The organism is Streptomyces sp. NPDC046716 (assembly GCF_040645755.1).
Lineage (GTDB): Bacteria > Actinomycetota > Actinomycetes > Streptomycetales > Streptomycetaceae > Streptomyces.
This window is the reverse complement of sequence record NZ_JBEYYU010000004.1, coordinates 209,593-235,198: the sequence shown is the minus strand read 5'-3', so window position 1 is coordinate 235,198 and position 25,606 is coordinate 209,593. Positions and strand designations below refer to the sequence as shown.

General features: G+C 72.4%; 31 protein-coding genes. 24 read left to right on the top strand and 7 right to left on the bottom strand.

The genetic code is table 11. The annotated features are described in order from the left end of the window. Positions 1-10 precede the first annotated feature (10 nt). The 3 genes from ABZ930_RS05100 (at position 11) to ABZ930_RS05090 (ending at position 1,573) form a co-directional block, all read left to right on the top strand. Positions 11-601: a PadR family transcriptional regulator gene (locus ABZ930_RS05100; protein ID WP_361541637.1), complete on the top strand. Its 591-nt coding sequence runs from the start codon at positions 11-13 to the stop codon at positions 599-601. Between the two features lie 85 nt (positions 602-686). Next, the gene (locus ABZ930_RS05095; RefSeq protein ID WP_361541634.1) at positions 687-812 is read left to right on the top strand and encodes a hypothetical protein; all 126 of its coding nucleotides are present in this window, start codon (positions 687-689) and stop codon (positions 810-812) included. Between the two features lie 77 nt (positions 813-889). After that, the gene (locus ABZ930_RS05090) at positions 890-1,573 is read left to right on the top strand and encodes a glycerophosphodiester phosphodiesterase family protein (RefSeq protein WP_361541631.1); all 684 of its coding nucleotides are present in this window, start codon (positions 890-892) and stop codon (positions 1,571-1,573) included. Positions 1,574-1,592: 19 nt separating this feature from the next. Here ABZ930_RS05090 and ABZ930_RS05085 read toward each other — a convergent pair whose 3' ends face one another. Further along, on the bottom strand, positions 1,593-2,123 hold the full coding sequence (locus tag ABZ930_RS05085) for an N-acetyltransferase (protein ID WP_361541628.1): 531 nt from the start codon (positions 2,121-2,123) through the stop codon (positions 1,593-1,595). A gap of 79 nt (positions 2,124-2,202) precedes the next feature. On the opposite strand from ABZ930_RS05085, the gene ABZ930_RS05080 reads away from it, so the two are divergent. Further along, a complete protein-coding gene (locus ABZ930_RS05080) occupies positions 2,203-2,595 on the top strand; it encodes a VOC family protein (protein ID WP_361541625.1) in 393 nt (130 codons plus the stop codon). Positions 2,596-2,802: 207 nt separating this feature from the next. Continuing rightward, positions 2,803-4,245, top strand: coding sequence for an NAD(P)/FAD-dependent oxidoreductase (locus ABZ930_RS05075; protein ID WP_361541622.1), 1,443 nt, complete (start codon positions 2,803-2,805; stop codon positions 4,243-4,245). Positions 4,246-4,276: 31 nt separating this feature from the next. On the opposite strand, the gene ABZ930_RS05070 is transcribed toward ABZ930_RS05075, so the two are convergent. After that, on the bottom strand, positions 4,277-4,819 hold the full coding sequence (locus ABZ930_RS05070; RefSeq protein ID WP_361541619.1) for a MarR family transcriptional regulator: 543 nt from the start codon (positions 4,817-4,819) through the stop codon (positions 4,277-4,279). Between the two features lie 209 nt (positions 4,820-5,028). On the opposite strand from ABZ930_RS05070, the gene ABZ930_RS05065 reads away from it, so the two are divergent. From ABZ930_RS05065 to ABZ930_RS05040, 6 genes are all read left to right on the top strand, one after another. Next, on the top strand, positions 5,029-5,595 hold the full coding sequence (locus ABZ930_RS05065; protein WP_361541616.1) for a DUF5134 domain-containing protein: 567 nt from the start codon (positions 5,029-5,031) through the stop codon (positions 5,593-5,595). 108 nt (positions 5,596-5,703) lie between these two features. Further along, positions 5,704-6,642: a M56 family metallopeptidase gene (locus ABZ930_RS05060; RefSeq protein WP_361541613.1), complete on the top strand. Its 939-nt coding sequence runs from the start codon at positions 5,704-5,706 to the stop codon at positions 6,640-6,642. A 73-nt stretch (positions 6,643-6,715) separates the two neighbouring features. Continuing rightward, complete coding sequence (locus ABZ930_RS05055) at positions 6,716-7,414, top strand: phosphatase PAP2 family protein (RefSeq protein ID WP_361541610.1); 699 nt, start codon at positions 6,716-6,718, stop codon at positions 7,412-7,414. A gap of 33 nt (positions 7,415-7,447) precedes the next feature. Continuing rightward, on the top strand, positions 7,448-8,143 hold the full coding sequence (locus tag ABZ930_RS05050; RefSeq protein WP_361541607.1) for an HAD-IA family hydrolase: 696 nt from the start codon (positions 7,448-7,450) through the stop codon (positions 8,141-8,143). 68 nt (positions 8,144-8,211) lie between these two features. Continuing rightward, a complete protein-coding gene (locus ABZ930_RS05045) occupies positions 8,212-8,793 on the top strand; it encodes a helix-turn-helix domain-containing protein (RefSeq protein ID WP_361541604.1) in 582 nt (193 codons plus the stop codon). Continuing rightward, positions 8,790-9,002: a hypothetical protein gene (locus tag ABZ930_RS05040; RefSeq protein WP_361541601.1), complete on the top strand. Its 213-nt coding sequence runs from the start codon at positions 8,790-8,792 to the stop codon at positions 9,000-9,002. The genes ABZ930_RS05045 and ABZ930_RS05040 overlap by 4 nt, the downstream gene beginning before the upstream one ends. 153 nt (positions 9,003-9,155) lie before the next feature. On the opposite strand, the gene ABZ930_RS05035 is transcribed toward ABZ930_RS05040, so the two are convergent. Then, positions 9,156-9,338 (bottom strand): hypothetical protein, encoded by a 183-nt coding sequence (locus ABZ930_RS05035; RefSeq protein WP_361541598.1) that lies wholly within the window; start codon positions 9,336-9,338, stop codon positions 9,156-9,158. Positions 9,339-9,552: 214 nt separating this feature from the next. Between ABZ930_RS05035 and ABZ930_RS05030 the strand changes: the two genes are divergently transcribed. Beyond that, a complete protein-coding gene (locus ABZ930_RS05030; protein ID WP_361541595.1) occupies positions 9,553-9,765 on the top strand; it encodes a hypothetical protein in 213 nt (70 codons plus the stop codon). Positions 9,766-9,825: 60 nt separating this feature from the next. Here the strand turns inward: ABZ930_RS05030 and ABZ930_RS05025 are convergent, their stop codons facing one another. Continuing rightward, positions 9,826-10,023 carry an antitoxin gene (locus tag ABZ930_RS05025; protein WP_361541592.1) on the bottom strand — a complete coding sequence of 66 codons (198 nt, stop codon included), beginning with the start codon at positions 10,021-10,023 and terminating at the stop codon, positions 9,826-9,828. 185 nt (positions 10,024-10,208) lie between these two features. On the opposite strand from ABZ930_RS05025, the gene ABZ930_RS05020 reads away from it, so the two are divergent. The 4 genes from ABZ930_RS05020 (at position 10,209) to ABZ930_RS05005 (ending at position 12,049) form a co-directional block, all read left to right on the top strand. Then, complete coding sequence (locus ABZ930_RS05020; protein ID WP_361541589.1) at positions 10,209-10,487, top strand: hypothetical protein; 279 nt, start codon at positions 10,209-10,211, stop codon at positions 10,485-10,487. Further along, positions 10,480-10,857 (top strand): DUF6221 family protein, encoded by a 378-nt coding sequence (locus ABZ930_RS05015; RefSeq protein ID WP_361541586.1) that lies wholly within the window; start codon positions 10,480-10,482, stop codon positions 10,855-10,857. Before ABZ930_RS05020 ends, ABZ930_RS05015 begins: the two co-directional genes overlap by 8 nt. Continuing rightward, positions 10,854-10,982 carry a hypothetical protein gene (locus ABZ930_RS05010; RefSeq protein WP_361541583.1) on the top strand — a complete coding sequence of 43 codons (129 nt, stop codon included), beginning with the start codon at positions 10,854-10,856 and terminating at the stop codon, positions 10,980-10,982. The genes ABZ930_RS05015 and ABZ930_RS05010 overlap by 4 nt, the downstream gene beginning before the upstream one ends. 326 nt (positions 10,983-11,308) lie before the next feature. Beyond that, positions 11,309-12,049 (top strand): helix-turn-helix domain-containing protein, encoded by a 741-nt coding sequence (locus tag ABZ930_RS05005; protein WP_361541580.1) that lies wholly within the window; start codon positions 11,309-11,311, stop codon positions 12,047-12,049. On the opposite strand, the gene ABZ930_RS05000 is transcribed toward ABZ930_RS05005, so the two are convergent. After that, on the bottom strand, positions 12,037-13,542 hold the full coding sequence (locus ABZ930_RS05000) for a hypothetical protein (protein ID WP_361541577.1): 1,506 nt from the start codon (positions 13,540-13,542) through the stop codon (positions 12,037-12,039). The two genes, ABZ930_RS05005 and ABZ930_RS05000, sit on opposite strands and share 13 nt — an antisense overlap. Before the next feature lie 83 nt (positions 13,543-13,625). On the opposite strand from ABZ930_RS05000, the gene ABZ930_RS04995 reads away from it, so the two are divergent. Continuing rightward, positions 13,626-14,294, top strand: a complete 669-nt coding sequence (locus tag ABZ930_RS04995) for a DUF305 domain-containing protein (protein ID WP_361541574.1) — start codon at positions 13,626-13,628, stop codon at positions 14,292-14,294. Positions 14,295-14,328: 34 nt separating this feature from the next. Here the strand turns inward: ABZ930_RS04995 and ABZ930_RS04990 are convergent, their stop codons facing one another. Then, the gene (locus tag ABZ930_RS04990) at positions 14,329-14,811 is read right to left on the bottom strand and encodes a DUF6214 family protein (protein ID WP_361541697.1); all 483 of its coding nucleotides are present in this window, start codon (positions 14,809-14,811) and stop codon (positions 14,329-14,331) included. 230 nt (positions 14,812-15,041) lie between these two features. On the opposite strand from ABZ930_RS04990, the gene ABZ930_RS04985 reads away from it, so the two are divergent. Both ABZ930_RS04985 and ABZ930_RS04980 read left to right on the top strand, forming a co-directional pair. After that, positions 15,042-16,385 (top strand): NADP oxidoreductase, encoded by a 1,344-nt coding sequence (locus ABZ930_RS04985; RefSeq protein WP_361541571.1) that lies wholly within the window; start codon positions 15,042-15,044, stop codon positions 16,383-16,385. A 136-nt stretch (positions 16,386-16,521) separates the two neighbouring features. Beyond that, positions 16,522-17,904 (top strand): nucleobase:cation symporter-2 family protein, encoded by a 1,383-nt coding sequence (locus ABZ930_RS04980; RefSeq protein WP_361541568.1) that lies wholly within the window; start codon positions 16,522-16,524, stop codon positions 17,902-17,904. An 18-nt stretch (positions 17,905-17,922) separates the two neighbouring features. Here the strand turns inward: ABZ930_RS04980 and ABZ930_RS04975 are convergent, their stop codons facing one another. Then, positions 17,923-18,288, bottom strand: coding sequence for a helix-turn-helix transcriptional regulator (locus ABZ930_RS04975; protein WP_361541565.1), 366 nt, complete (start codon positions 18,286-18,288; stop codon positions 17,923-17,925). A 135-nt stretch (positions 18,289-18,423) separates the two neighbouring features. Between ABZ930_RS04975 and ABZ930_RS04970 the strand changes: the two genes are divergently transcribed. The 5 genes from ABZ930_RS04970 (at position 18,424) to ABZ930_RS04950 (ending at position 25,504) form a co-directional block, all read left to right on the top strand. Then, positions 18,424-19,506 carry an NADH:flavin oxidoreductase/NADH oxidase gene (locus ABZ930_RS04970; protein ID WP_361541562.1) on the top strand — a complete coding sequence of 361 codons (1,083 nt, stop codon included), beginning with the start codon at positions 18,424-18,426 and terminating at the stop codon, positions 19,504-19,506. A gap of 307 nt (positions 19,507-19,813) precedes the next feature. Further along, the gene (locus ABZ930_RS04965; protein WP_361541559.1) at positions 19,814-21,139 is read left to right on the top strand and encodes an MFS transporter; all 1,326 of its coding nucleotides are present in this window, start codon (positions 19,814-19,816) and stop codon (positions 21,137-21,139) included. 109 nt (positions 21,140-21,248) lie between these two features. Further along, entirely contained in the window at positions 21,249-22,433 is a 1,185-nt protein-coding gene (locus tag ABZ930_RS04960; RefSeq protein ID WP_361541556.1) for a helix-turn-helix domain-containing protein, read from the top strand. Between the two features lie 135 nt (positions 22,434-22,568). Beyond that, positions 22,569-24,074 carry a long-chain fatty acid--CoA ligase gene (locus tag ABZ930_RS04955; protein ID WP_361541553.1) on the top strand — a complete coding sequence of 502 codons (1,506 nt, stop codon included), beginning with the start codon at positions 22,569-22,571 and terminating at the stop codon, positions 24,072-24,074. Beyond that, the gene (locus ABZ930_RS04950) at positions 24,071-25,504 is read left to right on the top strand and encodes a carboxylesterase family protein (RefSeq protein WP_361541550.1); all 1,434 of its coding nucleotides are present in this window, start codon (positions 24,071-24,073) and stop codon (positions 25,502-25,504) included. The genes ABZ930_RS04955 and ABZ930_RS04950 overlap by 4 nt, the downstream gene beginning before the upstream one ends. The last annotated feature ends 102 nt before the right edge of the window (positions 25,505-25,606 follow it).

Here is a 25,606-nt window from a genome sequence, read left to right as displayed (position 1 = left end):
ATGCGGACGCATGCCGACACCTCGACTCCCGCAGACCGCCTGGGCCGTGCTCGGGCTGCTCTCCTTCCCGGGTGAGCGGACCGGGTACGAGCTGAAGAAGTGGGCGGACTCCTCCCTGCGGTTCTTCTACGGAGCGCCCGCGTTCAGCCAGATCTACGCGGAGCTGCGCCGGCTCGAGGACCTCGGCTACGCCACGTCGCGGCGCCCGGGGCCGGAGGAGCCGCGGGCGAAGCGGGCGTACGCGATCACCGAGGAGGGCCGGGCCGCGCTGGCCTCCTGGGCCGCGGGCACCCACGATCCCGGCGCGGTGTCGCTCAAGCACCCGGTGCTGCTGCGCGTGTGGCTGGGGCACCTCGCCGAGCCGGAGCGGCTGCGCGAGCTCGTCGCGGAGCACGTGGCGCGTACCGAGGGCGAGCTGAGGGACGTACGGGAGGCGCTGGCGAAGGCGGACGGGGTCGAGGCGTGGGCGCATCCGCAGATCGCGCTGCGCTGGAGCGAGCGCCGGCTGGTGGCCGAAGGGGAGCTGGCGCGCGGCATGCTGGCGGATCTGGAGGCGCTCGGCCAGGGTCAACCCGCGTCGGACTCGCCCACGCCAGGGTGACCTGGCCGGGTGCCGGTGCGGCGGAGCGGTAGGACGGTCGGCGTCCCGTCCCGCACCGTCAGGCACCCCCAGGAGGGCACCCGTCGTGAGCATCCGAGCCGTACTCCTCGCCGCCGTCGTCACCGGACTGCTCCTGGGGATCGTGGGAACCCGGCAGCACGATTCCGGTCACCTCCGGCACACCGGTTCGGTCACGGAGTCCGGCCGTTAGGCTGCGGCTGCGGGACCCGTGATCTGGGTACGCAATCGCGTGACAGCAGAGCCGCCGTCGACGGAAGCGAGACCGCCTTGAACTTCCTCACCATCGGGCATCGCGGAGCCATGGGTGTCGAACCCGAGAACACCCTGCGATCCTTCGTCGCCGCCGAACGGGCGGGACTCGACCTCATCGAGCTGGATCTGCACCTGAGCAAGGACGGCGCGCTCGTCGTCATGCACGACGCCGACGTGGACCGCACGACGGACGGCAGCGGCCCGATCGCCGAGCAGACCCTCGCCGAGCTGCGCACGCTCGACGCGGGCCGCGGTGAGCGGATCCCGGTCTTCGAGGAGGTCCTGGACGCGGTGAGCGCGCCGCTCCAGGCGGAGATCAAGACCGTCACGGCGGCCCAGGCGCTCGCCGAGGTGATGCTGAGCCGCGATCTGGTGCACCGGGTCGAGGTGATCTCCTTCCACGACGAGGCGATCGCGGAGATCGCGCGGCTCGTGCCGGGAGTGCGCACGGCCCTGGTCGCGAGCCGCTACGGCACCGATGTCGTCCAGCGGGCCGTGGCCGTCGGCGCCACGACCCTCGTCCTGAACATCCGCCGTCTCACCCAGGAGATCGTCGAGCACGCCCGCAAGGCCGACCTGAGGATCATCGGCTGGGTCGTGAACACCCAGGACGACCTGCGGCTCGTACGGGCGCTCGGTCTCGACGGGGCGACCACCGACTATCCGGAGATCAAGCGGACGGGCCGGTTCACCGCGTAGTCCGGATGCGTCGCGAGGCTCAGACCAGCGGCTTGACCAGCAGCTCGAACTGAAGGTCGGGGCGCTGGGGGATGCCGAAGCGCTCGTCGCCGTACGGGAAGGGGCTCATCTCTCCCGTACGGCGGTAGCCGCGGCGCTCGTACCAGGCGATGAGCTCGTCGCGTACGGAGATCACCGTCATGTGCATCTCCCGCACGCCCCAGCTCTCGCGCGCGCTGCGCTCGGCCTCCGCGATGATCTGCTTGCCCAGGCCCGCGCCCTGGAGGGCGGGGCTGACGGCGAACATGCCGAAGTAGGCGGCGGTGTCCCGGTGCTCCAGCTGGCAGCAGGCGACGATCTCGCCGTCCCGCTCGACGGTGAGCAGCCGGCTGTCGGGATCCTTGACGACCGCGAGCACGCCCTCCGGGTCGGTGCGCTGCCCCTGGAGGATGTCCGCCTCCGTGGTCCAGCCGGAGCGGCTGGTGTCCCCGCGGTAGGCCGACTCGATGAGCGCCACGAGCGCGTCGGCGTCCTCGGGAACGGCGTCACGGTAGGTCAGGGCGGCGGTCATGGAGGACTCTCCGATCTCGTACGGGTGCGGGCCTGTCGGCGCCGTCGAGATTAACCCGGCCGCACTACTCTGCGTCGGCATGGTTCATGTACTGAGCAGCAGGATCCTTCTCCGGCCGGCCGACCCCGAGCGGTCCCGGTGGTTCTACGGCGATGCGCTGGGACTCGCGGTGTACCGCGAGTTCGGCACCGGACCGGAACGGGGCACGGTGTACTTCCTCGGCGGTGGCTTCCTGGAGGTGTCTGGGCGGGCCGCGGAGCCGCCCGTGCCGCATCTGCGGCTGTGGCTCCAGGTGGCGGACGTCGCGGCCGCCCACGAGGAGCTGGTGGCGGCCGGGGTGGAGGTGCTGCGGGAGCCCGTGCGGGAGCCGTGGGGCCTGGTCGAGATGTGGATCGCAGATCCGGACGGACACCGCATCGTGCTCGTGGAGGTGCCGGAGGATCATCCGATCCGGTACCGGCCGGGGATCTAGGCACAGCGCTCCGGGATCATGCCGTGCCCACCGAATGGCGTAGGCCGCTCCCCCGCCGACCGGAATATGGACATCCGAAGGGGCCGCTGACGTGCGGCGACCCGGATCAGGCCGGAGGATGGCGCTGATCCGGGGATTCGGCGGCGCCGATCCGGATAGACGCAAGACCGGCACGGCCCTCGCAGTCCAGCCCAGGAGAAATCCGAGATGACCGCTCCCCGGAACACGAACGCTTCCCGTACCTCGAATGTGCCGCGGATCCTGATCGTCGGCGGCGGTTTCGCCGGGATGGAGTGCGCGCACAAGCTGGAGAAGGAGCTGAAGCCCGGCGAGGCCGTGCTGAAACTCATCAGTCCGATGGACCACCAGCTCTATCTGCCCCTGCTGCCACATGTCGCGTCCGGGGTGCTGACCCCGCAGTCGGTGGCCGTGCCGCTGCGCCGGATGCTGCGGCGCACCGCGATCCTGCCCGGCGGCGCGGTCGGCGTCGACCCGAAGGCGAAGGCCGTCGTCGTGCGGAAGATCAACGGCGAGGAGATCGTCGAGCGCTACGACCATCTCGTCCTGACCCCGGGCAGTGTCACCCGGCAGTTCGACATCCCGGGCGTCGACGAGCACGCGGTGGGGGTGAAGACCCTCGCGGAGGCGGCGTGGATCCGCGACCACGTGATCTCGCAGCTGGACCTCGCCGCGGCCAGCTCGGATCCGGCCGAGCGGGAGGCGCGGCTGCAGTTCGTCGTCGTGGGCGGCGGCTACGCGGGCACGGAGACGGCCGCCTATCTCCAGCGGCTGACGACGTCCGCCGTGAAGCGGTATCCGGGGCTCGACCCCGCGGACATCAAGTGGCATCTGGTCGACGTGGCGCCGAAGCTGATGCCGGAGCTGGGCGACCGGCTCGGCGACAAGGCCATGGCGATCCTGGAGCGCCGCGGGCTGCACGTCTCGCTCGGGGTGTCCGTCGCCAAGGCCACCGAGAACACCGTGACGCTCACCGACGGCCGGGAGCTGCCCTGCCACACGCTGATCTGGACGGCCGGTGTCGCCCCGAGCCCGCTGGTCGCCACCCTGGGCGCGGAGACCAACCGCGGCCGGCTCGTCGTCACGCCCCGGCTGACCGTGCCGGGCCTCGACGGTGTCTACGCCCTCGGTGACGCCGCGGCCGTCCCGGACATCGCCAAGGGCGGCGACGCGATCTGCCCGCCGACCGCGCAGCACGCGATGCGGCAGGGCTGGGCGGCGGCCCGCAATGTGCTCGCCGCCGTGCGCGGCACTCCCCTGACGCCGTACCGGCACAAGGACCTCGGACTCGTGGTCGACCTCGGCGGCATCCAGGCCGTGTCGAAGCCGATGGGGGTGCAGCTGACCGGGCTGCCCGCCCAGGTCGTCGCGCGCGGCTACCACCTGGGGGCGCTGCGGACGCTGACGGCGCGGTTCCGCACGGCGGCGAACTGGGGCCTGAACGCGGTGGCGGGCGACGACTTCGTGCGCACCGGGTTCCAGCGGCACCGGCCCGCCACGCTGAAGGACTTCGAGATGACGGACGCGTATCTGTCGCCGGAGGAGATCCAGGCTGCGGTCAGCGCGCAGGTCGCGGGGCGGGCGATGACGCCGCAGCGGCCCGACCTGCCGATCGCGCAGCTTCCCGAGTAGGCCGGGGCGGGAGCGGGCGGGGCCCGGGCGCTCAGACCCGGCCGCCGCCCAGCCGTCCTTCGAGCTGGAGCAGCAGTTCGCCGAGCAGCGCGGCGAGTTCGCCCTCGCGTCCGCCCGCGAGTCCCGCCAGCACCGAGGCCTCGTACGCGAGCTGCCGCGGCAGCACCTCGTCGACCAGGGCCCGCCCCTCCTCCGTCAGGCTCAGCTGCGACACGCGCCGGTCGCGCGTGTCGTTGCGCCGCGCGACGAAGCCGCGCTCCTGCAGCAGCTTCAGCCGCTTGGTGACCGCGGCGCCGGACGCGAAGGTCTCGCGGGCCAGATCACCGGGGGTCAGCTCACGGCCGGTCCGCCGCAGCGTTCCGAGCAGATCGAACTCGGGGCGGGTCAGGCCGGCGTGCCGCAACGGCGCGTCCTCGGCCTGCTGGAGCAGCGCGGCGCACCGGTTGATCCGCCCGATGATCTCCATCGGGCCCGTGTCGACGTCGGGGCGCACGGCCTGCCACTGCCGTACGACCGACGACACGGTGTCGGCCACCGTGTGCGGCTCCGTGTCCGCGCCCTGCTCCGTGCTCATACCTGCCCGACCGGCCCTTTCGACTGTCCCGACGGTCCGGGGCGCCGTCGGTGTCCACCAGTGTCGCCGATCGACGGCGCGCGGTGTTTCACCCGCGAAACACCGCGTGTGCTCCCCTGCGCCGCCTTACGCACCCGCCCACCGGGGCATCTCCTCGACAGCCGCGCGTAACGCGGGGCATGTGCGGGAGAGGGCAAGGGGGACCCGGGGTGCACGGATCGCTGTCGGCCGCCTGGCTGCTCGTCGCGCTGTGCGCGGCGACCGGCGCGTACTGCCTGCTGCGTCTGCGCAGCGCCGTGGAGGAGCAGCGCCGCACGGCGGGCGGCGAGGCGGTGATGGGCTTCGGCATGGCGCTGATGGCGGTGCCGGCGGCGGTCGTCGCGCCGCCGCGCTGGGCCTGGCTGCTGTACGCGGTGGTGTTCGGCGGCGCGGCCCTGCGGGCGCTGTGGGCGTCCCGTTCGGCGCCGGGGCATCACCTGCACCACCTCGTGGGCACGTTCGCGATGGCGTACATGGCGTTGGCGATGGCGGCCCGTCCGGCGGCGCACGCCCAGCACGGCGGTGCGGGCGCCCCCGTGCTGACCGGTCTGCTCCTCCTGTACTTCACGGCGTACGTCCTGTGGACGGGCGCCCGGCTGGCCCCGCTCGCCACGGCCCCGTCGGGCTCTTCCCCTGGCGGCACGGTGTCGGCGGGCTGGGGCGACCGGCCGGAGCTGGCGCGGGCCTGCCGGCTGTCCATGGGGATCGGGATGCTGGCGATGCTGCTGGCGATGTGACGCCCGCACGTTCCGGAGCCCCACGTGCGGGTGAACGAAACCGTGGCGTACATCACTTGGCGCCTCAGGCCGTATCGGGCGCCGCGTGCGACTCATAGGGTGACGGGCATGACAGTCCCCGTAGCGCTGTTGCTGCTCGGCGCCCTCGCCGCTGTCGTCGCTCCGCGTCTCCTCGCGCGCGCCGACTGGCCCGAGCGGGAGCCGATCGTCGCGCTGTGGGTGTGGCAGTGCGTGGTGGCCGGCGTCCTGCTGTGCTGCGCGCTGTCCATGACGCTGAGCGCGGCCGCCGCCTGGAAGGCCGTGCGCGGGCATGTCTTCGCCCCCGCGCCGCACTCGGTCGTGGCGGCCTACGCTCCCGGTGGCACCGGCCCCTGGGCGGGCGCCGTCGCCGTGACGCTGGCGCTCGGCGGGGCCTGGACGGCGGCGATGCTGGTGCGCGAGGTGCACCGGGCGCGGGTGCGCCGGGCCCGGCGCCGCGCCGAACTCCAGGTGCGCGCCCCGTTGTTGCCCGGCGAGGAGCCCGGTTCGGACCGTCTCGTCGTCCTGGAGGGCGAGCGTCCCGACGCCTGGTGGCTGCCCGGACAGAGTCCTCAACTGGTCATCACCACCGCCGCGTTGCGCCGCCTGAAGGGGCGTCAGCTCGACGCGGTGCTCGCGCACGAGATGGGTCACGCGCAGTGGCGGCACGACTGGCTGCTGCACTGTTCCGGCGCGCTGGCCTCCGGCTTTCCGCAGGTGCCGGTGTTCGCGGCGTTCCGCGACGAGATGCACCGGCTGGTCGAGCTGGCCGCGGACGATGTCGCCTCGCGCCGCTTCGGCCGGCTGACCATCGCGCTGGCGCTGGTGGAACTCAACGAGGACCGGGGAGTGTTCTCCGGCCCCTGCCCGACGCCCCAGGCGCATGTGCCCCAGCGGGTCCACCGCCTGCTCGCGCCGCCGTCCCGGCTCACCCCGGGCCGCCGCCTCCGGCTGACGGCCGCCGCCGCACTCGTCCCCCTGGTCCCGCTCCTGGTGACGTTCGTGCCGGGGCTGCGGGCGCTGGGTTAGACAAGGCTCTCGGCGCACCCCCGGGGCCGCGCCGGGCTGGATCGTGTCCGGTGCCATGAGCGAGGATCGGCTCATGCATCCGGCACCGCCCGACTCCCCGTCCGAAGCCCCGTCCACCCGCGGCCGTCTCGCGGCGCCGCTGCCGCTCCTGCTGTTCGCCCTGCTGTCCTTCGCCCTGCTCCTGGTGCTGGTGGCGGCCCGCTGGAATCCGCTGATGGAGACGGACACGGACATCTCCCGCTCGCTGCACCGCGAGGCCGTCGCCGATCCGGGCCTCACGCGGGCCAACCGCGTCCTGTCGGACTGGGTGTGGGACCCGTGGACGATGCGCGCGCTGTGCGCGGTGGTCGTCGTCGGGCTGGCGTGGCGGCTGCGGGACGCGGTGCTGGCCGGCTGGGTCGCGGCGACGTGCCTGCTGGGCACCCTGCTGCAACAGGCCCTCAAGGCGCTGGTCGACCGGCCGCGGCCGGTGTGGCCCGATCCGGTGGACTCGGCGCACTACGCGGCGTTCCCCTCGGGGCACGCGATGACGGCGACGGTCGTGTGCGGGCTGCTGCTGTGGCTGCTGCGTCGCCACGGTGCGGGACGCGCTCTGTGGCGTACGGCTCTCGTCGTGTCGGTCGTCTCGGTGCTGGGGGTCGGGCTGACCCGGCTGTGGCTCGGGGTGCACTGGCCGTCCGACGTGGCAGGCGGCTGGCTGCTCGGCGCGTTCACGGTCCTGCTGTCCACGGTCGCGTACGAGAGGTGGAGGGGCGCGGGCGGGGGCTCTTGACCCGCGCGCCGGGCCGCGCGGAGCATCGGGCGCATGACGATCAAAGCCGTGCTCTTCGACTTCTCCGGCACCCTGTTCCGGATCGAGTCCACCGCGTCGTGGCTGCGTGCCGCGCTCGACACGACGCAACTGACCTTGCCCGAAGCCGAGTTCGACCGCGCGGTCGCCGGTCTTGACGCGGTCGGGGCGCTCCCCGGCGGCAGCACCCAGCACATCGATTTCCCGGCGCATCTGGCCGGGCTGATGGCCGTCCGCGACGTGGACGCGCAGCGCCATCGGGCGGCGTACACGGGTCTCGCGCGCGAGGTGCCGCTGCCCGACGACCGGCTCTACGACGCCCTCTACGAACGCCACATGGCGCCGGAGGCGTGGCTCCCCTACCCCGACGCGCTCGACGTCCTCACCGCGTTGCGCGGGCGCGGCGTTCCGGTGGGCGTGGTCAGCAACATCGGCTGGGACCTGCGCCCCGTCTTCGTCGAGCACGGCCTCGACCCGTACATCGGCACCTACGTCATGTCGTACCGGCACGGTGTCCAGAAGCCGGACGCCCGGCTGTTCGCGGCCGCGTGCGCGGACCTCGGCGTGGCCCCGGCGGACACGCTGATGGTCGGCGACGACCGGCGCTCGGACGCGGGCGCGGCGGACATCGGCTGCGCGGTGCGCTTCGTGGACCATCTGCCGGTGGCCCAACGGCCGGACGGGCTGCGCCCGTTGCTCGACCTGCTGTGACGGCCACCTGCGCACCGGTCCCCCTCTCACCCTTGTAAAGGTTTCTTTAGAAAGATACCTTTAGACGCATGGAGGAACCCTGCACGCCCCAGCGCACCGTCCATCTCGAAGACCCCCGCGCCCTGCGCGCCTACGCCCATCCGACCCGGATGAAGCTGGTCGGGCTGCTGCGTGTGGAGGGTCCGTTCACCGCCACCCGGGCCGCGGAGCTCACGGGCGAGTCCGTCGCCAGTTGCTCGTACCACTTGCGCATGCTCGCCAAGTACGGCCTGGTGGAGGAGGCGGAGAGCGGCGCGGGACGGGACAAGCCGTGGCGGGCCACGGCCCACTACACGGACTGGCGGGGCGTCGACAGCGAGGCGGCCGACGCGCTCAGCACCACCATGGCGCAGCGCTACTTCGAGTCGATGACGCAGGCGCTGCTGACCCGCAGGGAGCTGCCCGCCGACTGGCGTGCGGCGGAGGAGTTCGGCGACGACGTCGTGTACGTGACGGCGGCCGAACTCGCCGACCTGACACGGCGGTTCAGAGAGCTCGTGGAGTCCTACAACGACCGGCTCGACGACCCGGCGAAGCGCCCGGAGGGGGCGGAGCCGGTGACGGTGCTGCGCGTCGCGTTCCGCAACCGCCGAGAGGGGACGACCTCATGAACCACCCGGACATCCACGCCTACGTCCATGCCGCCCGCACCGCCGAACTGCGGGCCGCGGCCCGCGCCCACCGGCTGCGCCGGGCGGCCGCCGCGGACCGTTCGGGCAGCGGCGTCGCACCCGTGCGCCATCGGGTCGCCTGGCTGCTGATCGAGACGGGGCTGCGGCTCCTGCGCCCGCCGGCCGTACCCCGTCCCGCAGGGCACTGAGGGACCCGCCCGCCACCGGAGTGGATCCGCCGTCGGTGACGGGCGGGCGTCTGGGGCCCGTCCGGCGGATCAGGTCGCAGCCGGGCGGCCCGCGCATTTCTGTGCTGGTGAGCGGGGTCTGGCACGCCCGCGACAAGGTCCGCCGGACAGGCCCTAGTCGGCCTGCTTCTCGCCGGAGCGGTGCGGCCAGGAGGTGTGGGTGTACGCGTGCAGGTGATCACTGTCGTGACCGGCGCCGAGGGTGCAGCGCAGGGTGTCCCCCGGCTTGCGGATGAAGCAGAGGACCGGGATGAGGGACCAGCCCTCCTTGTTCTGGGGTTGCATCGACGTGCTCATGCCTGTCTTACGCCGTCGTGGGGTGCGCCGGATGCACCGTTCACCCGGCCGGTCGCCTTTCGCGAGGTGGCTGCGGCAGGGCGCACAGGAGTGCGGATCCCAGGGCGGGGCAGGAGGGAGTCATGAAGGTTCCGGTCGTCCTGGGTCTCGTCGGCAGCGCGGCGGCCCGGTGCGCGAAGTCGCGGAAGGACCACTGACCATCCACCCTGGACTTATGCCCACCGCCCCGATAATCGTCCATCCGCCGCTCGGCACCGGCGGTCGGCGCGTCACCGCGCGCGGGCAGATTCTCGGCCTCGCCCACAGCGACAACGATGTCCTGGAATTCTTGCGCCGCGCGGGCCTCGACCACGCGGAGGCGCTGCTCGACGATCCCGCCTGGGTGAAGTGGCGCGGCGGGCGCGCGCACCACTACGAAGCGGCCTGAACGCGCCGGGGCCCCGCCGTCGGCACGGCGGGGCCCCGGACGATCGGTCCGCGACGGAGGTCACGACTGCGGCGGCTGCCCGTCCTGGCCCTTGTCGCCGCCCAGCTGCTGCTTGAGCTTGTCCTGGGCCGTGTCGACCTGGCCGCTGTACTTGCCCTGAGTCTTTCCGTCGACGAAGTCACCGGCCTTGTCGATTCCCTTGCCGGCTTGGTCCTCGTGCCCCTTGAGCATCTGCTTGAGCTTGTCCATCACGGACATGGTCGGCCTCCTAGGTTCGAGCCCTGTGTCCAGGATGCGGTCGGGCCGCCCCTGTCGCATCCTGGCCGCGTCCGGCGGGTGAGTCCAGCCCCCGGCCGGGCCGGGGACGGCTCGGGCGCGACGGCCTCACCGTACGGCGGTCCTGGCACACGAGTACCGCAATCCACTTGCGATACATTGACGCCATGGAGTCATCCTCGCCCACCGTCGAGCAGATCGCCGCGGCAGGCCATCGCCGCCGCCGCGACGCCGACCGGCTCAAGAAGTCCAGCGCCGAGCTGAGGGAGCTCGTCCTGTCGGCGCTGCGCGAGGGGCGTCTCAAGCCCACCAGGGTCGCGGAGGCCTCCGGGTGGACCGGTGCGCATGTGCGGAAGATGGCCCGCGAGGCGGGGATCGAGCCCGACGAGCGGTACCGCGAGCGCGCCGAGCGGCTCAGGAAGGCCCAGGAGCCGGCCGATGCATGACCTCGTGCGGTGGCTCGGCGCCCAACTCGACGCGGACACCCGCCAGGCGAGCAGCGTGCACGCCCTCGAGTGCGACATCCACGCCTACCTTCAAGGTGATCTGGACGCCGTGAAGGCGGCCATGGCGATGTTCCACGAGGCGCCGGGCGCGGTCTGCGACTGCGGGATCCCGGCACGGGTGCTGCGCGAGACCGACACCAAGCGGCGCATCGTCGCCCGCGTGCGCGACGCCCTCACGGAGGCCGAGTCCCCCGACCATCTCGTGAGCCGCCCGGCGCGCGTGACGCTGCTGGCGGTGGAGCCGATCGCCAAGGAACTGGCCACCGTGTACGCGGACCGGCCCGGATACCGCGAGGAGTGGCGCCCGTGATCCCCCAGGCGATCTTCCTGCCTCTCTCGCACGGGGCCCCGCAGTGGCTGAAGATCACGATCGCGGTCGTGGCCCTCGGGCTGGTCGCGGCGCGCTTGTGGTTGTTTTTCCGCCGACGGAAGTGACGGGCCACCCGGTATCAACCGGCCAGTTCGGACGGTTCCTCGGCTGACTCGTCCGCTGAGGCCGGGATTCGGACGCGGACTGTCAGGTCGGCGGCCAGGAACCGGTCCGGCCCATCATGGAACCGCTCCGTCAGCAGGCCTCGCCCGAACCGTCCTGGATCGGCCCCGACGGTCCCGGACCCCGTATACAGAACCGGCCGTATTCGGACGATCCCCCGCGTCGCCCGAATACGGCCGGCCCACCTCCGCGCGCCGCGGCCTTGAGGCCGGGGGCCGAGATGCGTTGAGTATAGTTGGCTGAGAGCCAGTCAACGCAGGAGATAAGAATGTCCCCCCGCAGCGCATCGGTCAATGAGGAGTTGCGCCGACGTTCCCGCGAGCGGCTTCTCCAGGCGACGTTGGAACTGGTCGGGGAGCGGGGGTACGACGCGACGACGCTCGGCGACATCGCGGACCGGGCCGGATCCGCCCGGGGGCTGGTCTCGTACTACTTTCCCGGCAAGCGGCAGTTGCTGCAGTCCGCCGTGCACCGGCTGATGAACCGGACGCTTCAGGAGGCCCTGGAGCGGGAGCCGCGCCCCGCCGACGACGACGGGGACGAGCGGCTGGCGCGGGCCGTCGACGCGATTCTCGGACTCGCCCGCGATCAGCCAGTGCTGATGCGGACGCACATGGCCGGAATCCTGCAGGCCGAGGGGTTCGTGCAGTGCCCGGAGCAGCAGCGGCTCGCGGCGCTGCTGCGCGACACCGTCCTGCGGCACGGGACGCTCGACGTCGACCGGGACTATCCGCTGCTGCGGGCCCTGCTGATGGGGGCCGTCTTCGCCGCGCTCGTGCCGGGTGCGCCGATGCCGGTGGTGCGGCTGCGGGCCGAGTTGTTCGAGCGCTACGGGCTGGCGTGGGAGTCGGGCTTCCCGCCGGACGGCGGTCCTGACGACCTGCCGTCCGACGAGAATCCCGCGCACGCCCGCGCGGCCGACTTCTCCCGCTACTTCGAGCCGCTGTTGCCGGCCGCGATGGAGCGGGATCAGTCGGATCAGTCGGATCAGTCGGATCAGTCGAAGTAATCTGGCTGCGTCTGGGTGTTGAGCTCGTCCAGGTGGATCCGCTTGGCCGGGTCCGTGCGCCGGTCGCTGAGCTTCAGGACGTCGAAGCCCTTCGCGATGTCGTTGGAGTAGATGTAGCCGTTGTAGTAGTACGCGGACCAGGAGCCGCCGACGGTGAGGGTGTCGGTGGTCAGCGGGCCCCGCTCGAAGTAGGCGATCTCCTTCGGCTTGGCGGAGTCGGTGAAGTCCCAGACCGAGACGCCGCCCTGGTACCAGGCCTGCACCATGAGGTCCTTGCCCTTGACCGGGATCAGCGAGCCGTTGTGCGCGACGCAGTTCTCGGTGTCGGCCTGGTGGCGCGGGATCTTGTAGTAGCTGCGGAAGACGAGCTTGCTCTTGTCGCCCTTGCCGACGATGTCGTAGATGCCGTCGGCGCCGCGGTCCGGGCCGATCGCGGCGTTGCAGGTGGCCGCTCCGCCGCCGCCGAGCTCGTCGGTGAACACGACCTTCTTCGCGGTCTGGTTGAAGGTCGCCGAGTGCCAGAACGCGAAGTTGACGTTGTCCTGGACCTGGTCGATGACCTTCGGGCGCTCCGGGTCCTTGATGGAGAACAGGATCCCGTCACCCATGCAGGCGCCGGCCGCCAGGTCCTTGGAGGGCAGGACCGTGATGTCGTGGCAGCCCGTGGTCTTGGAGACGCCGGGGTTGGTGGGCGCGCCCGGGTTGCCGCCGCCGTCGGGGCCCTCACCGGGGAAGAGGACGGGGAAGCCGACCAGGGCTGCCTTCTGCGGGGCCTTGCGCGGCACCTTGATGACGGAGATGCCGTCGTGCGGGGGCTGGCAGTCGGGGAACGAGGCGCTCGGCGAGTACGAGGAGACGTACACGTAGACGTTCTTCTTCTCCGGCACCAGCGTGTGCGTGTGCGAGCCGCACGCCGTCTCCACGGCGGCGACGTACTTGGGGTTCCGCTTGTCGCTGATGTCGAAGACCTTCATGCCCTCCCACGACGACTTCTCGGTCGCGGGCTGGGTCGTGGAGGCACAGGAGTTGTCGCTGCGCGAGCTGTCCGTGGACAGGAAGAGCAGGTTCCCGGAGACGGAGATGTCGTTCTGCGAGCCGGGACACAGGACCTGGGCGACGGTCCTCGGCGCCTTCGGGTTGCTGATGTCGAAGATGCGGAAGCCGTCGTAGTTGCCGGCGAAGGCGTACCTGCCCTGGAAGGCGAGGTCCGAATTGGTGCCGGGCAGCGCGTCCTTGGGGATGTTGGTGAGGTGCTCGATGTTGGCGGAGTGGACGACCTCGTCCTGGGCGGGTATGTCGCCTGCGGCTATCGCCGCCTCGGCCTGCGCCTGCGCGCTCTTCGAGACGTCGCGCGGCGCGGCGGAGCGGTCCCCCGGGTCGGGGGTCGCCGACACGGGCCCCGCGGCGAGCAGGGCTGCCAGGAGTCCGGCCGCGGCCGTGGCGACTCCCAGGCGTCTTCCGCGTGTTCGGGCGAAGCTGTGCAACAGGGTCACTGTTGTCTCCCTCGTCTCCCTGATCGATGGTGACGTCGTTCGTTCGTGAACGGTTCACGCATCCCCCGAGTATCGTCTTCATCATGCACAGATCAACAGATGGCAACGCACTCGTCATGAAAGTTGCTGTGCCCGCGCTGCTCGCGGCGCTTGCCCTCGGGGTGAGCGGATGCGACTCGGGGGGCGACGCCACGGCCGACTCCCGTGCGTCCGCGGGGAGTTCGGTGATCGCGCCGGGCAAGCCGGGCGAGGCGGCGGAGACCCTGTCGGCGCAGGACGCACAGGAGCGCAAGGCGGACGACCGGCCCAACTCGGCGGACGTCGGCTATGCGCAGATGATGATCCACCACCATGAGCAGGCGCTGACGATGACTCAACTCGCGCCGAAGCGAGCCGAGTCGGACAAGGTGAAGCGGCTCGCCGAGCGGATCACGGCGGCGCAGGGGCCGGAGATCGAGACGATGCGCGCGTGGCTGAAGAAGTACGGGAAGCCGCAGTCCGCCTCCGGGCACGCGGCGCACGACGCGATGCCCGGGATGGCGACCGAAGGACAGTTGAAGAAGCTGCGGGCCGCGCGCGGGGCCGCGTTCGACGCGCTGTTCCTGAAGCTGATGATCACGCATCACCAGGGCGCGGTGACGATGGCCACGGAGGTCAAGAGCGACGGGAACGACGTGGTCGTCGAGGAGATGGCCGACGATGTGATCGCGCAGCAGACCACGGAGATCTCCCGCATGCGCGAGATGTCCTGACCCCGGGCCCGCCCGCGCCGGCGGCGTTCCCGCCTCAGCGTCGGTTGTGGCGGGGCGCCAGCAGGCCGGCGTCCCGTGCGCCCGCGATCAGCCGCAGGGACTTGCGGCGGCTGCGGCCGGTCGCGCACATGACCGCGAGGACCGGATCGGAGCCCTCGCTCTGAGCCGCGCGGTAGGCCTCGGCGACGGCGCGGCGGCCCTCGACGCCGCGCGGCAGGGCGGAGCGGGCACGGCGGGCCGACGTCTCCCCGGGGCCGCCGGGGGCGGGCACAGCATGGTCGGGCTGGTCGGCGACGGTCCGGCAGGCGTCCTGGAGCGAGCCCTCGATCCAGGCCCCGAGCGACGCGAACTCCGCGAGGGAGAGCGGCGGTTGGGCCCTTACGTCCTCGATGGAGACACGGCCGTCGGCCACGACGGCGAGGACATCGGCATGGGCGCCGTGGCCGAAGGCGAGCCGGACGTGGAACCACGGCGAGGGGCAGGCGCCCACGACGTCGTCCCGGAGGTCGCCCGCCACCGAGCCGTGGCCCTGGATCTCCCACCGCGGTTCTGCGGAAACAGCATCGTTCAGTCGATAATGATCAGCGACGTCGAAGAATGAACTTTCCAGCACCCACGCACCGTAACCCTTCGATCACACTTGATCATCAAAGGCGCGCAGAGACCCCACGCCGCGCCTCTCCCCCGTCGCGGCGCGCGGTGCCATGCTGAGGCACATCAGCGCAGCATTGGCGGAAGGAGCCGCACGTGCCGCACATCGCCGTCGTGGGTTCGGGGCCGAGCGGGGTCTACGCCGCCCAGTGCCTCGTCCAGCAGCTACGCGTCCCGGACATCCGGGTCGACGTGCTCGACCGGCTCCCCTGTCCGTACGGCCTGGTGCGCTACGGCGTGGCGCCCGACCACGAGAAGATCAAGTCGCTCCAGGGAAATCTGCGCAAGGTGCTGGAGGACGACCGGGTGCGGTTCCTCGGCGGTGTCGAGGTCGGCCCGGCGCTGCCGCCCGCGAAGCTGCTGGAGCTGTACCACGCGGTGGTGTACTGCGTGGGCGCCGCGGCCGACCGCCGGCTCGGGGTGCCCGGCGAGGACCTGCCCGGCAGCTGGTCGGCGACCGACTTCGTGGCCTGGTACAGCGCGCATCCGGACGCGAGGGACGACGGGTTCGTCCGGGGTGTGCGCGCCGCCGTCGCGATCGGCGTGGGAAATGTCGCCGTGGACGTCACCCGGATGCTGGCCCGCGGCGCCGCCGAGCTGGCGCCCACCGACATCCCGCAGGCGGCGCTGTCCACGCTGGGCGCCAGCGAGGTGCGGGACGTGTACATGGTGGGGCGGCGCGGACCGTCGCAGGCCCGCTTCACCACCAAGGAGCTGCGCGAGCTGGCCTCACTACCGGACACGCAACTCGTCGTTGACGAGGCGGAGTTGGCGCTCGACCCGGCGTACGCGGACCCGTCGGCGCTGCCCGCCGCGAACCGGCGGAACGTGGAGGTGCTGCGCGGCTGGGCCGCCCTGCCGCACGAGGAGCGGCGCCGCCGGATCCATCTGCGGTTCTTCCTGCGGCCCGTCGAGATCGTCGGGCGGGACGGCCAGGTGGCCGGGGTGCGGTTCGAGCGGACGCTGCCGGACGGCGACGGCGGGGTCGTCGGCACGGGGACGTACGAGGAGATCGGCGCGCAGCTGGTGCTGCGGTCGGTGGGGTATCGCGGGGTGCCGCTGGACGGGCTGCCGTTCGACGCCGGGCGCGGGACCGTGCCGCAGCTCGCGGGGCGGGTGCTGCGCGAGGGGCGGGTGTCGCCGGGCGAGTACGTGGCGGGGTGGATCAAGCGCGGGCCGACCGGCGTCATCGGCACCAACCGGCCGTGCGCGAAGGAGACCGTGACCTCCCTGCTCGACGACGCCCCGGTGCTCACGGCGCGAACCCTCGCCGGGGATCCGCTGGCGGGACTCGTCGGCGCCGGGCTGCGGCCGGTCGACTGGGCGGGCTGGCTCGGGATCGAGCGCGCCGAGGCGGAGTTGGGGCGCACGCTGGGCCGCGGACCGGTGAAGATCCCCGACTGGGAAGGGCTGTTGGGCGCCGCGGGCACCGGTTCGTAGGCGATCCCCGGCGGGCCCGGGGGTCCGACACATCCCGGCAACATCCGCGCAATCAACAAAACGTTTAACCCGAATACGGTCTCGTGCTGCCGCCCCTCCCGCTGTCCCCCGGGACTCCCCTGGCCTTGGAGCACGTATGCCACAGACACACCCTGTCGATCAGGTGCCGCCCGTACGCCAGTTGGCGGCGTTCGGGCTGCAGCACGTTCTCGCCATGTACGCGGGCGCGGTCGCCGTCCCGCTGATCGTGGGCGGCGCGATGAAGCTGCCGCCGGCCGATCTCGCGTATCTCATCACCGCCGACCTGCTGGTGTGCGGGATCGCGACGCTGATCCAGTGCGTCGGCGTGTGGCGCTTCGGCATCCGGCTGCCCATCGTGCAGGGGTGCACGTTCGCGGCCGTCTCGCCGATGGTGCTGATCGGGACGACGGGCGGCGGGCTGCCCGCCATCTACGGCGCGGTGATCGTCGCGGGGCTCGCGATGATGCTGCTCGCGCCGGTCTTCGGGCGGCTGCTGCGCTTCTTCCCGCCCCTGGTGACCGGCACGGTGATCCTGATCATCGGGCTGTCGCTGCTGCCGACCGCGGGGACCTGGGCGGCGGGCGGGGCCGGGGCGGAGGACTTCGGGGAGCCGAAGAACCTCGCGCTCGCCGCGTTCGTGCTGGTGCTCGTGCTCGGGGTGCAGCGGTTCGCGCCGCCCGCGCTGAGCCGGATCGCGGTGCTCGTCGGCATTCTGGCCGGTACGGCGGTGGCGATACCGCTCGGGTTCACGGACTTCGGGGCGGTCGGGGACGCGAACTGGGTGGGGATCAGCACGCCGTTCCACTTCGGGGCACCCGAGTTCCACGGCGCGGCGATCGTGTCGATGCTGATCGTGGCGCTGGTGACGATGACCGAGACGACCGGTGACTTCATCGCGGTCGGCGAGATGACGGAGCGCCCGGTGGACCGGCGCGCGCTCGCCGACGGCCTGCGCGCCGACGGCTTCTCGACCGTCCTCGGCGGGGTCTTCAACACCTTCCCGTACACGGCGTTCGCGCAGAACGTCGGTCTGGTCGGCATGACGAAGGTGCGCAGCCGCTGGGTGGTCGCCGTCGCGGGCGGCATCCTCGTGGTGCTCGGACTGCTGCCGAAGCTGGGCGCGGTGATCGCCGCGATACCGTCGCCGGTCCTCGGCGGCGCGGGTCTGGTGATGTTCGGGACGGTCGCCGCGAGCGGCCTGAAGACCCTGTCGAAGGTCGAGTTCGAGGGCAACGGCAATCTGACGGTGGTCGCCGTGTCCGTCGCGCTCGGTGTGCTGCCGGTGGGCGTGCCGACGCTGTACGAGAAGTTCCCGCACTGGTTCCAGACGGTGATGGACAGCGGGATCAGCGCGGGCTGCGTCACCGCGATCGTGCTGAACCTGCTCTTCAACCACCTTCCGGCGAGGGGCGGTTCCGCGGACGGCCCGGCGGAGGCGAGTGAGGTGCCGGCCGTTCCCGCCCAGGCGGCGGCGAGCGCGGACGCGCCGGTGAAGTAGCCGGACCGGAGGGGCGGCTCAGGCGCCGAGCCGCTCCTCCTGCCGGTCGGCCGCGGCCAGGACGCTGTCCAGCAGACCGGGGAACAGCGCGTCGAGATCGGCCCTGCGCAGTCCGTTCAGCTTCGTGGTGCCGCGGTAGACCTGCTCGATCACTCCGCTCTCGCGCAGCACCCGGAAGTGGTGGGTGGTCGTCGACTTGGTGACGGGCAGATCGAAGTGCGAGCAGGACAGCTCGGCCGCACTCCGCGCACTCGCCATCTCGCGGACGACCGCGAGCCGCATCGGGTCGGACAGCGCGTGCAGCACCCCTTCAAGGCGGATCTCCTCGCGGGCCGGGTGCACGAGCGTGCGGCTTCCGGTGGCCTGCGGTGCTGCGGTCGCCATGACGACCTCCCCTTCACGTCTCTCTGTCGAGCGGCTCGACGCTCATTGTACGAGAACCCTCGTAGTTTGACATTCGCCGTACTACGATGGCTATCGTACGAGGAACCAGTCGAGCCCATACGAATGGAGTCCGCCGTGAGCGCGCTGTTCGAGCCCTACACCCTCCGGTCCCTGACCGTACCGAACCGCGTCTGGATGCCGCCGATGTGCCAGTACAGCGCCGCTGCGGAGGGCCCGCTGACCGGCGCCCCCGATGACTGGCACTTCCAGCACTACGGCGCCCGGGCGGCCGGCGGCACGGGCCTGATCATCGTCGAGGCGACGGGCGTCAGCCCCGAGGGCCGCATCTCCCCGTACGACCTCGGCATCTGGAACGACGCGCAGGTCGAGGCCTTCCGTCGGATCACCGCGTTCCTGAAGTCGCAGAACACGGTGCCGGGGATCCAGCTGGGTCACGCGGGCCGCAAGGCGTCCACCGACCGTCCCTGGCTGGGCGGCGCCCCCCTCGGTCCGGAGGACCACGGCTGGCAGGCCGTCGCGCCGAGCGCCGTCGCCTTCGACGAGAAGCACCCGGTGCCCACCGAGCTGACCGTCGACGCCATCAAGGAGATCGTCCAGCAGTTCGCGGACGCGGCACGGCGCTCGCTCGACGCCGGGTTCGAGGTCATCGAGATCCACGGTGCGCACGGCTACCTGATCGGCCAGTTCCTCTCCCCGCACTCCAACAAGCGCACCGACGAGTACGGCGGTTCCTACGAGAACCGCACCCGGTTCGCCCTGGAGGTCACCGACGCCGTGCGCGCCGTGTGGCCCGAGGAGCTGCCGCTGTTCTTCCGCATCTCCGCCACCGACTGGCTGGACGGGCAGGAGGGCTGGACCGCCGACGACACCGTCCGCTTCACCGCCGAGCTCAAGGAGCACGGGGTGGACCTGATCGACGTGTCGACCGGCGGCAACGCCTCCGGGGTGCGCATCCCGGTCGGCCCCGGCTATCAGGTGCCCTTCGCCGCGCGCGTGCGTCACGAGGCCGGTGTGCCGGCCGCCGCGGTCGGCCTGATCACCGAGATCCAGCAGGCCGAGAAGATCATCGTGGACGGCGAGGCGGACGCCGTGCTGGTCGGCCGTGAGCTGCTGCGCGACCCGTCGTTCGCCCGGCACGCGGCCCGCGAGCTCGGCGCCGACGTGCACGTGCCGGACCAGTACCACCGGTCGGTCTGAGCCGGACGCGGACGGTCCGGGCCCGGAAAGAGCCGGGACGGAGAGAGCCATCAGGGCGGAGGCGCCGGAGCCTCCGCCCTGACGTGTGTGCGGGTCTGGGCCGGTGCCCATCGCCCGCACGGGCACGGTGGGCGCATGCACATGGCCCGGCCGAGGGGCCGTACTCGATGCTGAACAACCACCGGCCACGCGCCTGACCACCGGAAAGAACGGTGTCCGCGCGAGGCCGCCGCCTCCCCCACGGCAACTCCACGGCAATCTCCGGCAACCCCTGCTGCGCCGACGCGCGCACGCGGGAAGGACTGTGATGCTCTCTCTACCTGACGCGGTGCACGCGGCAGCCACCCGCACCGCCATGCGGCGGCTGCTGCCGGTGCTCGGCCTGGCCTATTTCATGTCCTACGTGGACCGGACGAACATCGCGCTGGCCAAGACCCGGCTCGAGGCCGACATCGGAGTGAGCGCGGCCGCGTACGGACTGGGCGCCGGCATCTTCTTCCTCAGCTACGCGCTGCTCGAAGTGCCCAGCAACATGGTGCTCTACCGGGTGGGCGCCCGCGTGTGGATCGCGCGGATCGCGGTGACCTGGGGGCTGGTCTCCGCCGCCATGATGTTCGTGCAGGGAGAGGTCTCCTTCTACGTCCTGCGGTTCGTGCTCGGCGCCGCCGAGGCCGGGCTCTATCCGGCGCTGATGTACACGGTGACGCTCTGGTTCGCCCAGCGGCACCGGGTCCCGGTCGTCGGGCTCGTGTACACCGCGCCCGCGCTCGCCACCTTGCTCGGGGCGCCGGCCGGCGGCGGGCTCATGAGCCTGGACGGGGTCGCCGGGCTCGAGGGCTGGCAGTGGATGTTCCTCGTCGAGGGCCTGGTCACCGTGGCGATCGGCGTGCTCGTCTGGTTCGTGCTGCCGAGCCGCCCGGAGGACGCCAGGTGGCTGTCGGCCGAACAGGCGGCCTCACTGACCCGGCACGCGGCCGCCGGCGCCGAACCGTCGCCGCACCGGCTGCGCGGCAACTTCGGCCTCGCCTTCGCGCGCCCCATCGTGCTGCTGCTGTCGGGCACGTACTTCGTGAACCAACTCGTCGGGTCCGCCGTCGGGTTCAACCTGCCGTCGATCGTGCAGGGGCTCGGCGTCTCGAGTCCGATGAACATCGGGCTCGTCACCGGCACGATAGGTCTGGCGATCCTCGCCGGAGTGCTCTTCTTCCCCTGGCTCCAGGGCAGGGTGGGCCGGGACACCGAGCTGATCGTGCTGTGCGCGCTGGCCGGGACGGGGATCATGGCGGCCTATCTGGCCGTCGACGCGGCAGGGGCGCGGTTCGCGCTCCTCTTCGCCGCCAACTTCTTCCTCACCGGCACGCTGCCGCTGTTCTGGTCCGTGGCGATGTCCCGGATGTCGGGTCTGATGGCCGCCGTGGGCCTGGCGTTCATCAACACGATCGGGCTGCTCGGCGGCTTCGTCGGACCGCTGGTGTTCGGTCTCATCGAGGACCGCAGCGGTGACGCGGACGCCCCGTTCGTCTTCGTCGTCGTCGCGGGTCTGGTGGGCAGCGTGCTGGCCGCGGCGCTGAAGTGGACGGTGAGCCGCGAGGAGCGGACCGGCGTGCCCGCCGTGGCGGCGGCCGCCGACTGAGCGACCCCCGCCCCCCTCTCTTGGGCGGTTGCCCAGGTGACGCCCCCGTCACCTGGGCAACCGCCCGTTCCTCTTCCCAGGCGGCAGGGCGGATGCCTATTCTCCGGCCATGAACGACGAGTCGGCGCTGCGCCGCGAGCTGGCCCTGACGCTGCTCACCGATCTCGACCCCCTGATCGCCGAGCTGGCGGCCGACATCCGCGCCCACAGCACGCGCTACGCCAGCGGCCGGCCCGTCTCGCCCGAGGACCTCGAACTGACGCTGCGCGGCAACATGGAGCTGGCGCTCGGCGAGTTCGGCCGGCTGCCCGGCGACCAGCGCCGCTTCGAGGCCGTCGCCGCGGAGAACGGGCGGCTGCGTGCCGAGCAGGGCATGCCCCTGGCCACGGTCCTCCAGGCCTACCGGCGCGGCGGGCGTGTGCTGTGGCAGGCCATGGCCGACTGGATGCGGGACCGGCCCCCGTCGCAGCAGCGGCTGGTCGGCGACATGGCCGGCGCGGTCTGGGAGACCATCGACCGGTTCTCGTCCGAGATGGCCGACGCCTACCGGCTGCGCACACTGGAGCTGGAGCACCGCGACGCGTCCCGGCGCGGCGCCCTGTTCGAGGCGCTGCTCGACGGCCGGGCCGGCGACCCGGCGGTGGCCGCCGCGGCCGCCTCCGCACTCGGCGTGCCCCGGCACGACCGGTTCGTGGTCGTCCTCATCGCCCAGGACGCCCGGGACCCCGCCTCGCCGCCCGAGCCCGGGCCCGCCCTGGAGACGGTCGGCATGTGGTCGTTCTGGCGCTCGCGCGGCGAGACCGTGGCGGGGCTCGTCCGGCTCGGGGCGCACGAACCGGCGGACCTCGTCGACACGCTGCGCGCCCACCTCGGCTACCGGGCCGGGGTCTCCCCCGTCTTCGGCGAACTCGCCCTCGCCGACCAGGGGCTGCGGCTCGCCCGGCGGGCCCTCGACACCCTCGCCCCGGGCCACGGGGAGGTCGCCGAACTCGACGAACGGCTCGTGCACGCCGCCCTCGGCACGGAGCCGGAGATCGCGGAGCGGCTGGTGGCGCGCTATCTGGACAAGGTGCTGAGCAGCGGCGTCGAGGGCCCCGCGCTGCTCACGACCTTGCGGGTGTGGCTCGACTCGGGCTGCTCGGCGTCGCGCACCGCCACGCGGCTGTTCTGCCACCGCAACACGGTCCTCAACCGGATCAGCCGGGTCGCCGAACTCACCGGCTGGCCCGCCGAGTCCGGCGAGGCCCGGCTCGGCTGGGCTCTGGCCCTGCGCGCGCTGGAACTGGCTCCCTGACGCGCGGCGGAGCCACCGGGTGGCCGCTGCCCAGCGCGCCGCAGGTGATGGTGGGCAGTTGCACATGGTGCCCGGTGGGGCGATGCCGGAAGCTGAGGCGGCCACTCGAACGTGCACACATGCAAGGGAGCCGCTGTGCAGCTGAGCGTCGCCACCGTCCTGCAGGAATCCGCCGCCCGCCATCCCGACCGCATCGCGGTCGTCGACGGCGACGTCCGCGTCAGCTACCGCACGCTGTGGCACGAAGCGCTCCGCTTCGCCGCCCGGCTGCGGGCCCACGGCATCGGGCCCGGCGACCGCGTCGCGCTGATGCTGCCCAACACCGTCGACTTCCCGCGCGCCTACTACGCGGTGCTGGCCGCCGGCGGGACCGTGGTGCCGGTGCACGCCCTGCTCGTCGCGGACGAGGTCGTCCATGTGCTCGAGCACAGCGGCTGCCGGGCCATCGTCACCGCCGAGCCGTACGGGACGGTGGCGCGGGCCGCCGCCGAGACGGCCGGGATCGAGGTGCTGGAGATCGCCGTCGGCGACTCCTCCGATGGCGACGGCGTCGACGGACACCCGACCGCCGCCGAACCGCGCGACGCCGACGACACCGCCGTGATCCTGTACACCAGCGGCACCACGGGCCGGCCCAAGGGCGCCCTGCTCACCCACGCCAACCTGGTGATGAACGCGTCGGTCTGCGCGCAGGACCTGTTCGCGCTGACCCCGGACGACGTGGTCCTCGGCTGTCTGCCGCTGTTCCACAGCTTCGGCCAGTCCTGCGCCATGAACGCCGCCCTGCGCGCCGGTTCCACCCTCGTGCTGTGCCCCCGTTTCACGGGCCCCGGCGCGCTGGAGCTGATGGTGCGCGAGGGCGTGACGGTCTTCATGGGCGTACCGACGATGTACCACGCGCTCGTCGAGGCGGCCGCGCACGACGGGCGGCGGCCCGCGCTGCGGATGGCCGTCTCGGGCGGCGCGGCCCTGCCCGTCGCGCTCTTCGAACGCTTCGAGACGACCTTCGCCACCATGCTGCTCGAGGGGTACGGGCTGACCGAGACGTCTCCGGCGGCCACCTTCAACCAGCCGGCGTTCGGCCGCAGGCCCGGCACCGTCGGCCATCCGATCTGGGGTGTCGAGGCGGGCATCGCCGACGCGGAGACCGACGACCGCACGGTGCTGCTCCCGGACGGCGAGGTCGGGGAGGTCGTGCTGCGCGGCCACAACATCTTCGCGGGCTACCTCGACGACCCGGCGGCGACCGCGGCCGCCGTCGTCGACGGCTGGTTCCGCACCGGCGACCTCGGGGTGCGGGACGCCGACGGGCGCCTCAGCATCATCGACCGCAAGAAGGACCTCATCATCCGCGGCGGCTTCAACGTCTATCCGCGCGAGGTCGAGGAGGTGCTCGCCCGGCATCCGGCCATCGCCCAGGTCAGCGTCATCGGCCTGCCCGACGAGGAACGCGGCGAGGAGGTGTGCGCCGCCGTCGTGCTGCGGCCGGACGCCGCCGACAGCGGCGAGGACATCGTCGCCTGGGCCCGGGAACGGCTCGGCCGGCACAAGTATCCGCGTGTCGTGCGCCTGCTGAGCGAGTTGCCGCTCGGCCCGAGCGGCAAGATCCTCAAGCGGGAACTGCAGAAGGAGTGCGGATGAGCGTCGTCGAGACCACGTACGGAGCGGTGCGCGGCCGCGTCGAGGACGGGGTGGGCGTCTTCCGGGGCATCCCGTACGCGGCACCGCCGGTGGGCCCGCTGCGGCTGCGGGCCCCGGAGCCGCCCGAGCCCTGGGACGGGGTCCTGGAGGCCACCGAGTTCGGCCCCACCGCCCCCAAGAACCCCTACGCCGCGCCCCTGGACGCGCTGCTGCCCGACCCGGACGTGCCCGGCGACGGCTGGCTGAACCTCAATGTGTGGACGCCCGCGCCGGACGGCGGCGCGCGCCCGGTGATGGTGTGGATCCACGGCGGCTCCCTGCGCAACGGCTCCTCGGCCGTGCCGGTCTACGACGGCCGCGCCTTCGCCCGCGACGGCGTGGTGCTCGTCTCCCTCAACTACCGTCTCGGGATCGAGGGGTTCGGCGTCTTCCCCGACGCCCCGGCCAATCTCGGGCTGCGCGATCAGCTGGCCGCGCTCGCCTGGGTGCGGGACAACATCCGTGCCTTCGGCGGCGATCCGGACAACGTGACCGTGTTCGGCGAGTCCGCGGGCGCCATCAGCATCGCGGCCCTGCTGGCGAGTCCGCACGCGAAGGGTCTCTTCCACCGGGCCGTGCTGCAGAGCGGCGCCCCCTCGGCGGTGTCCCCCGAGAAGGCGGCGCGCACCACCGCCGCCATCGCCGAGCAGCTCGGCGTCGAGCCGACCGCGGCGGCCTTCGCCGCGGCCGACCCCGCCCGGCTGCTCGCCGCTCAGCGGGAGGTCACCCGGCGCGGCAATCCGCTGACCGGCGGTCTCGGCTTCGAGGTCGTCGTCGACGGCGACCTCGTCCCCGAGGATCCCGCCACGGCGCTGGCGCGGGGCGCGTCCGACGGTGTCGACGTGCTCCTCGGCAGCACCACCGACGAGTACCGGCTGTGGTTCGTGCCCAGTGGTCTCGTCGACCGGATCGGCCGGATCACGCTGCGGGCCGCGCTGCTCAAGCAGCGGGCCCCGTGGCGGGCGCCGCGCGTCTACCGTGCCGCCCGGCCCGGCGCGTCCCCCGGCGAGATCCTCGGCGCCATCGCGACCGACACCCTGCTGCGCGTGCCCTTCAACCGGCTCGCCGACGCCCGCGCGGGCCGTCCGGGACGCACCTTCCTCTACGAGTTCGCCTGGCCGACGCCCGTGCAGCGCCTCGGGGCCTGCCACGCCCTGGAGATCGGCTTCGTCTTCGACACGCTCGGCACCGCGGACAGCCGCCTGCTCACCGGGGACGGTGCTCCGCAGGAACTGGCCGACGCGATGCACGGCGCCTGGATCGCATTCGCCACCACGGGCGACCCGGGCTGGCCGGGGTGGGACGGCGGCCGGCCCGTCATGACCTTCGCCGCCGACGGCGCACAGGTGGTGCACGCTCCCCGGGAGGAGGAGCGCCGTCTGTGGCGCTGAGCGCGCCCCGCACTCCCCGCAGGCGGCTGAGCCCGGCACCTCCCGACGCGGGAACTGCATCCGAGACGGCCCGGTGAGCTGAACGCTCGTTGACACGACTTG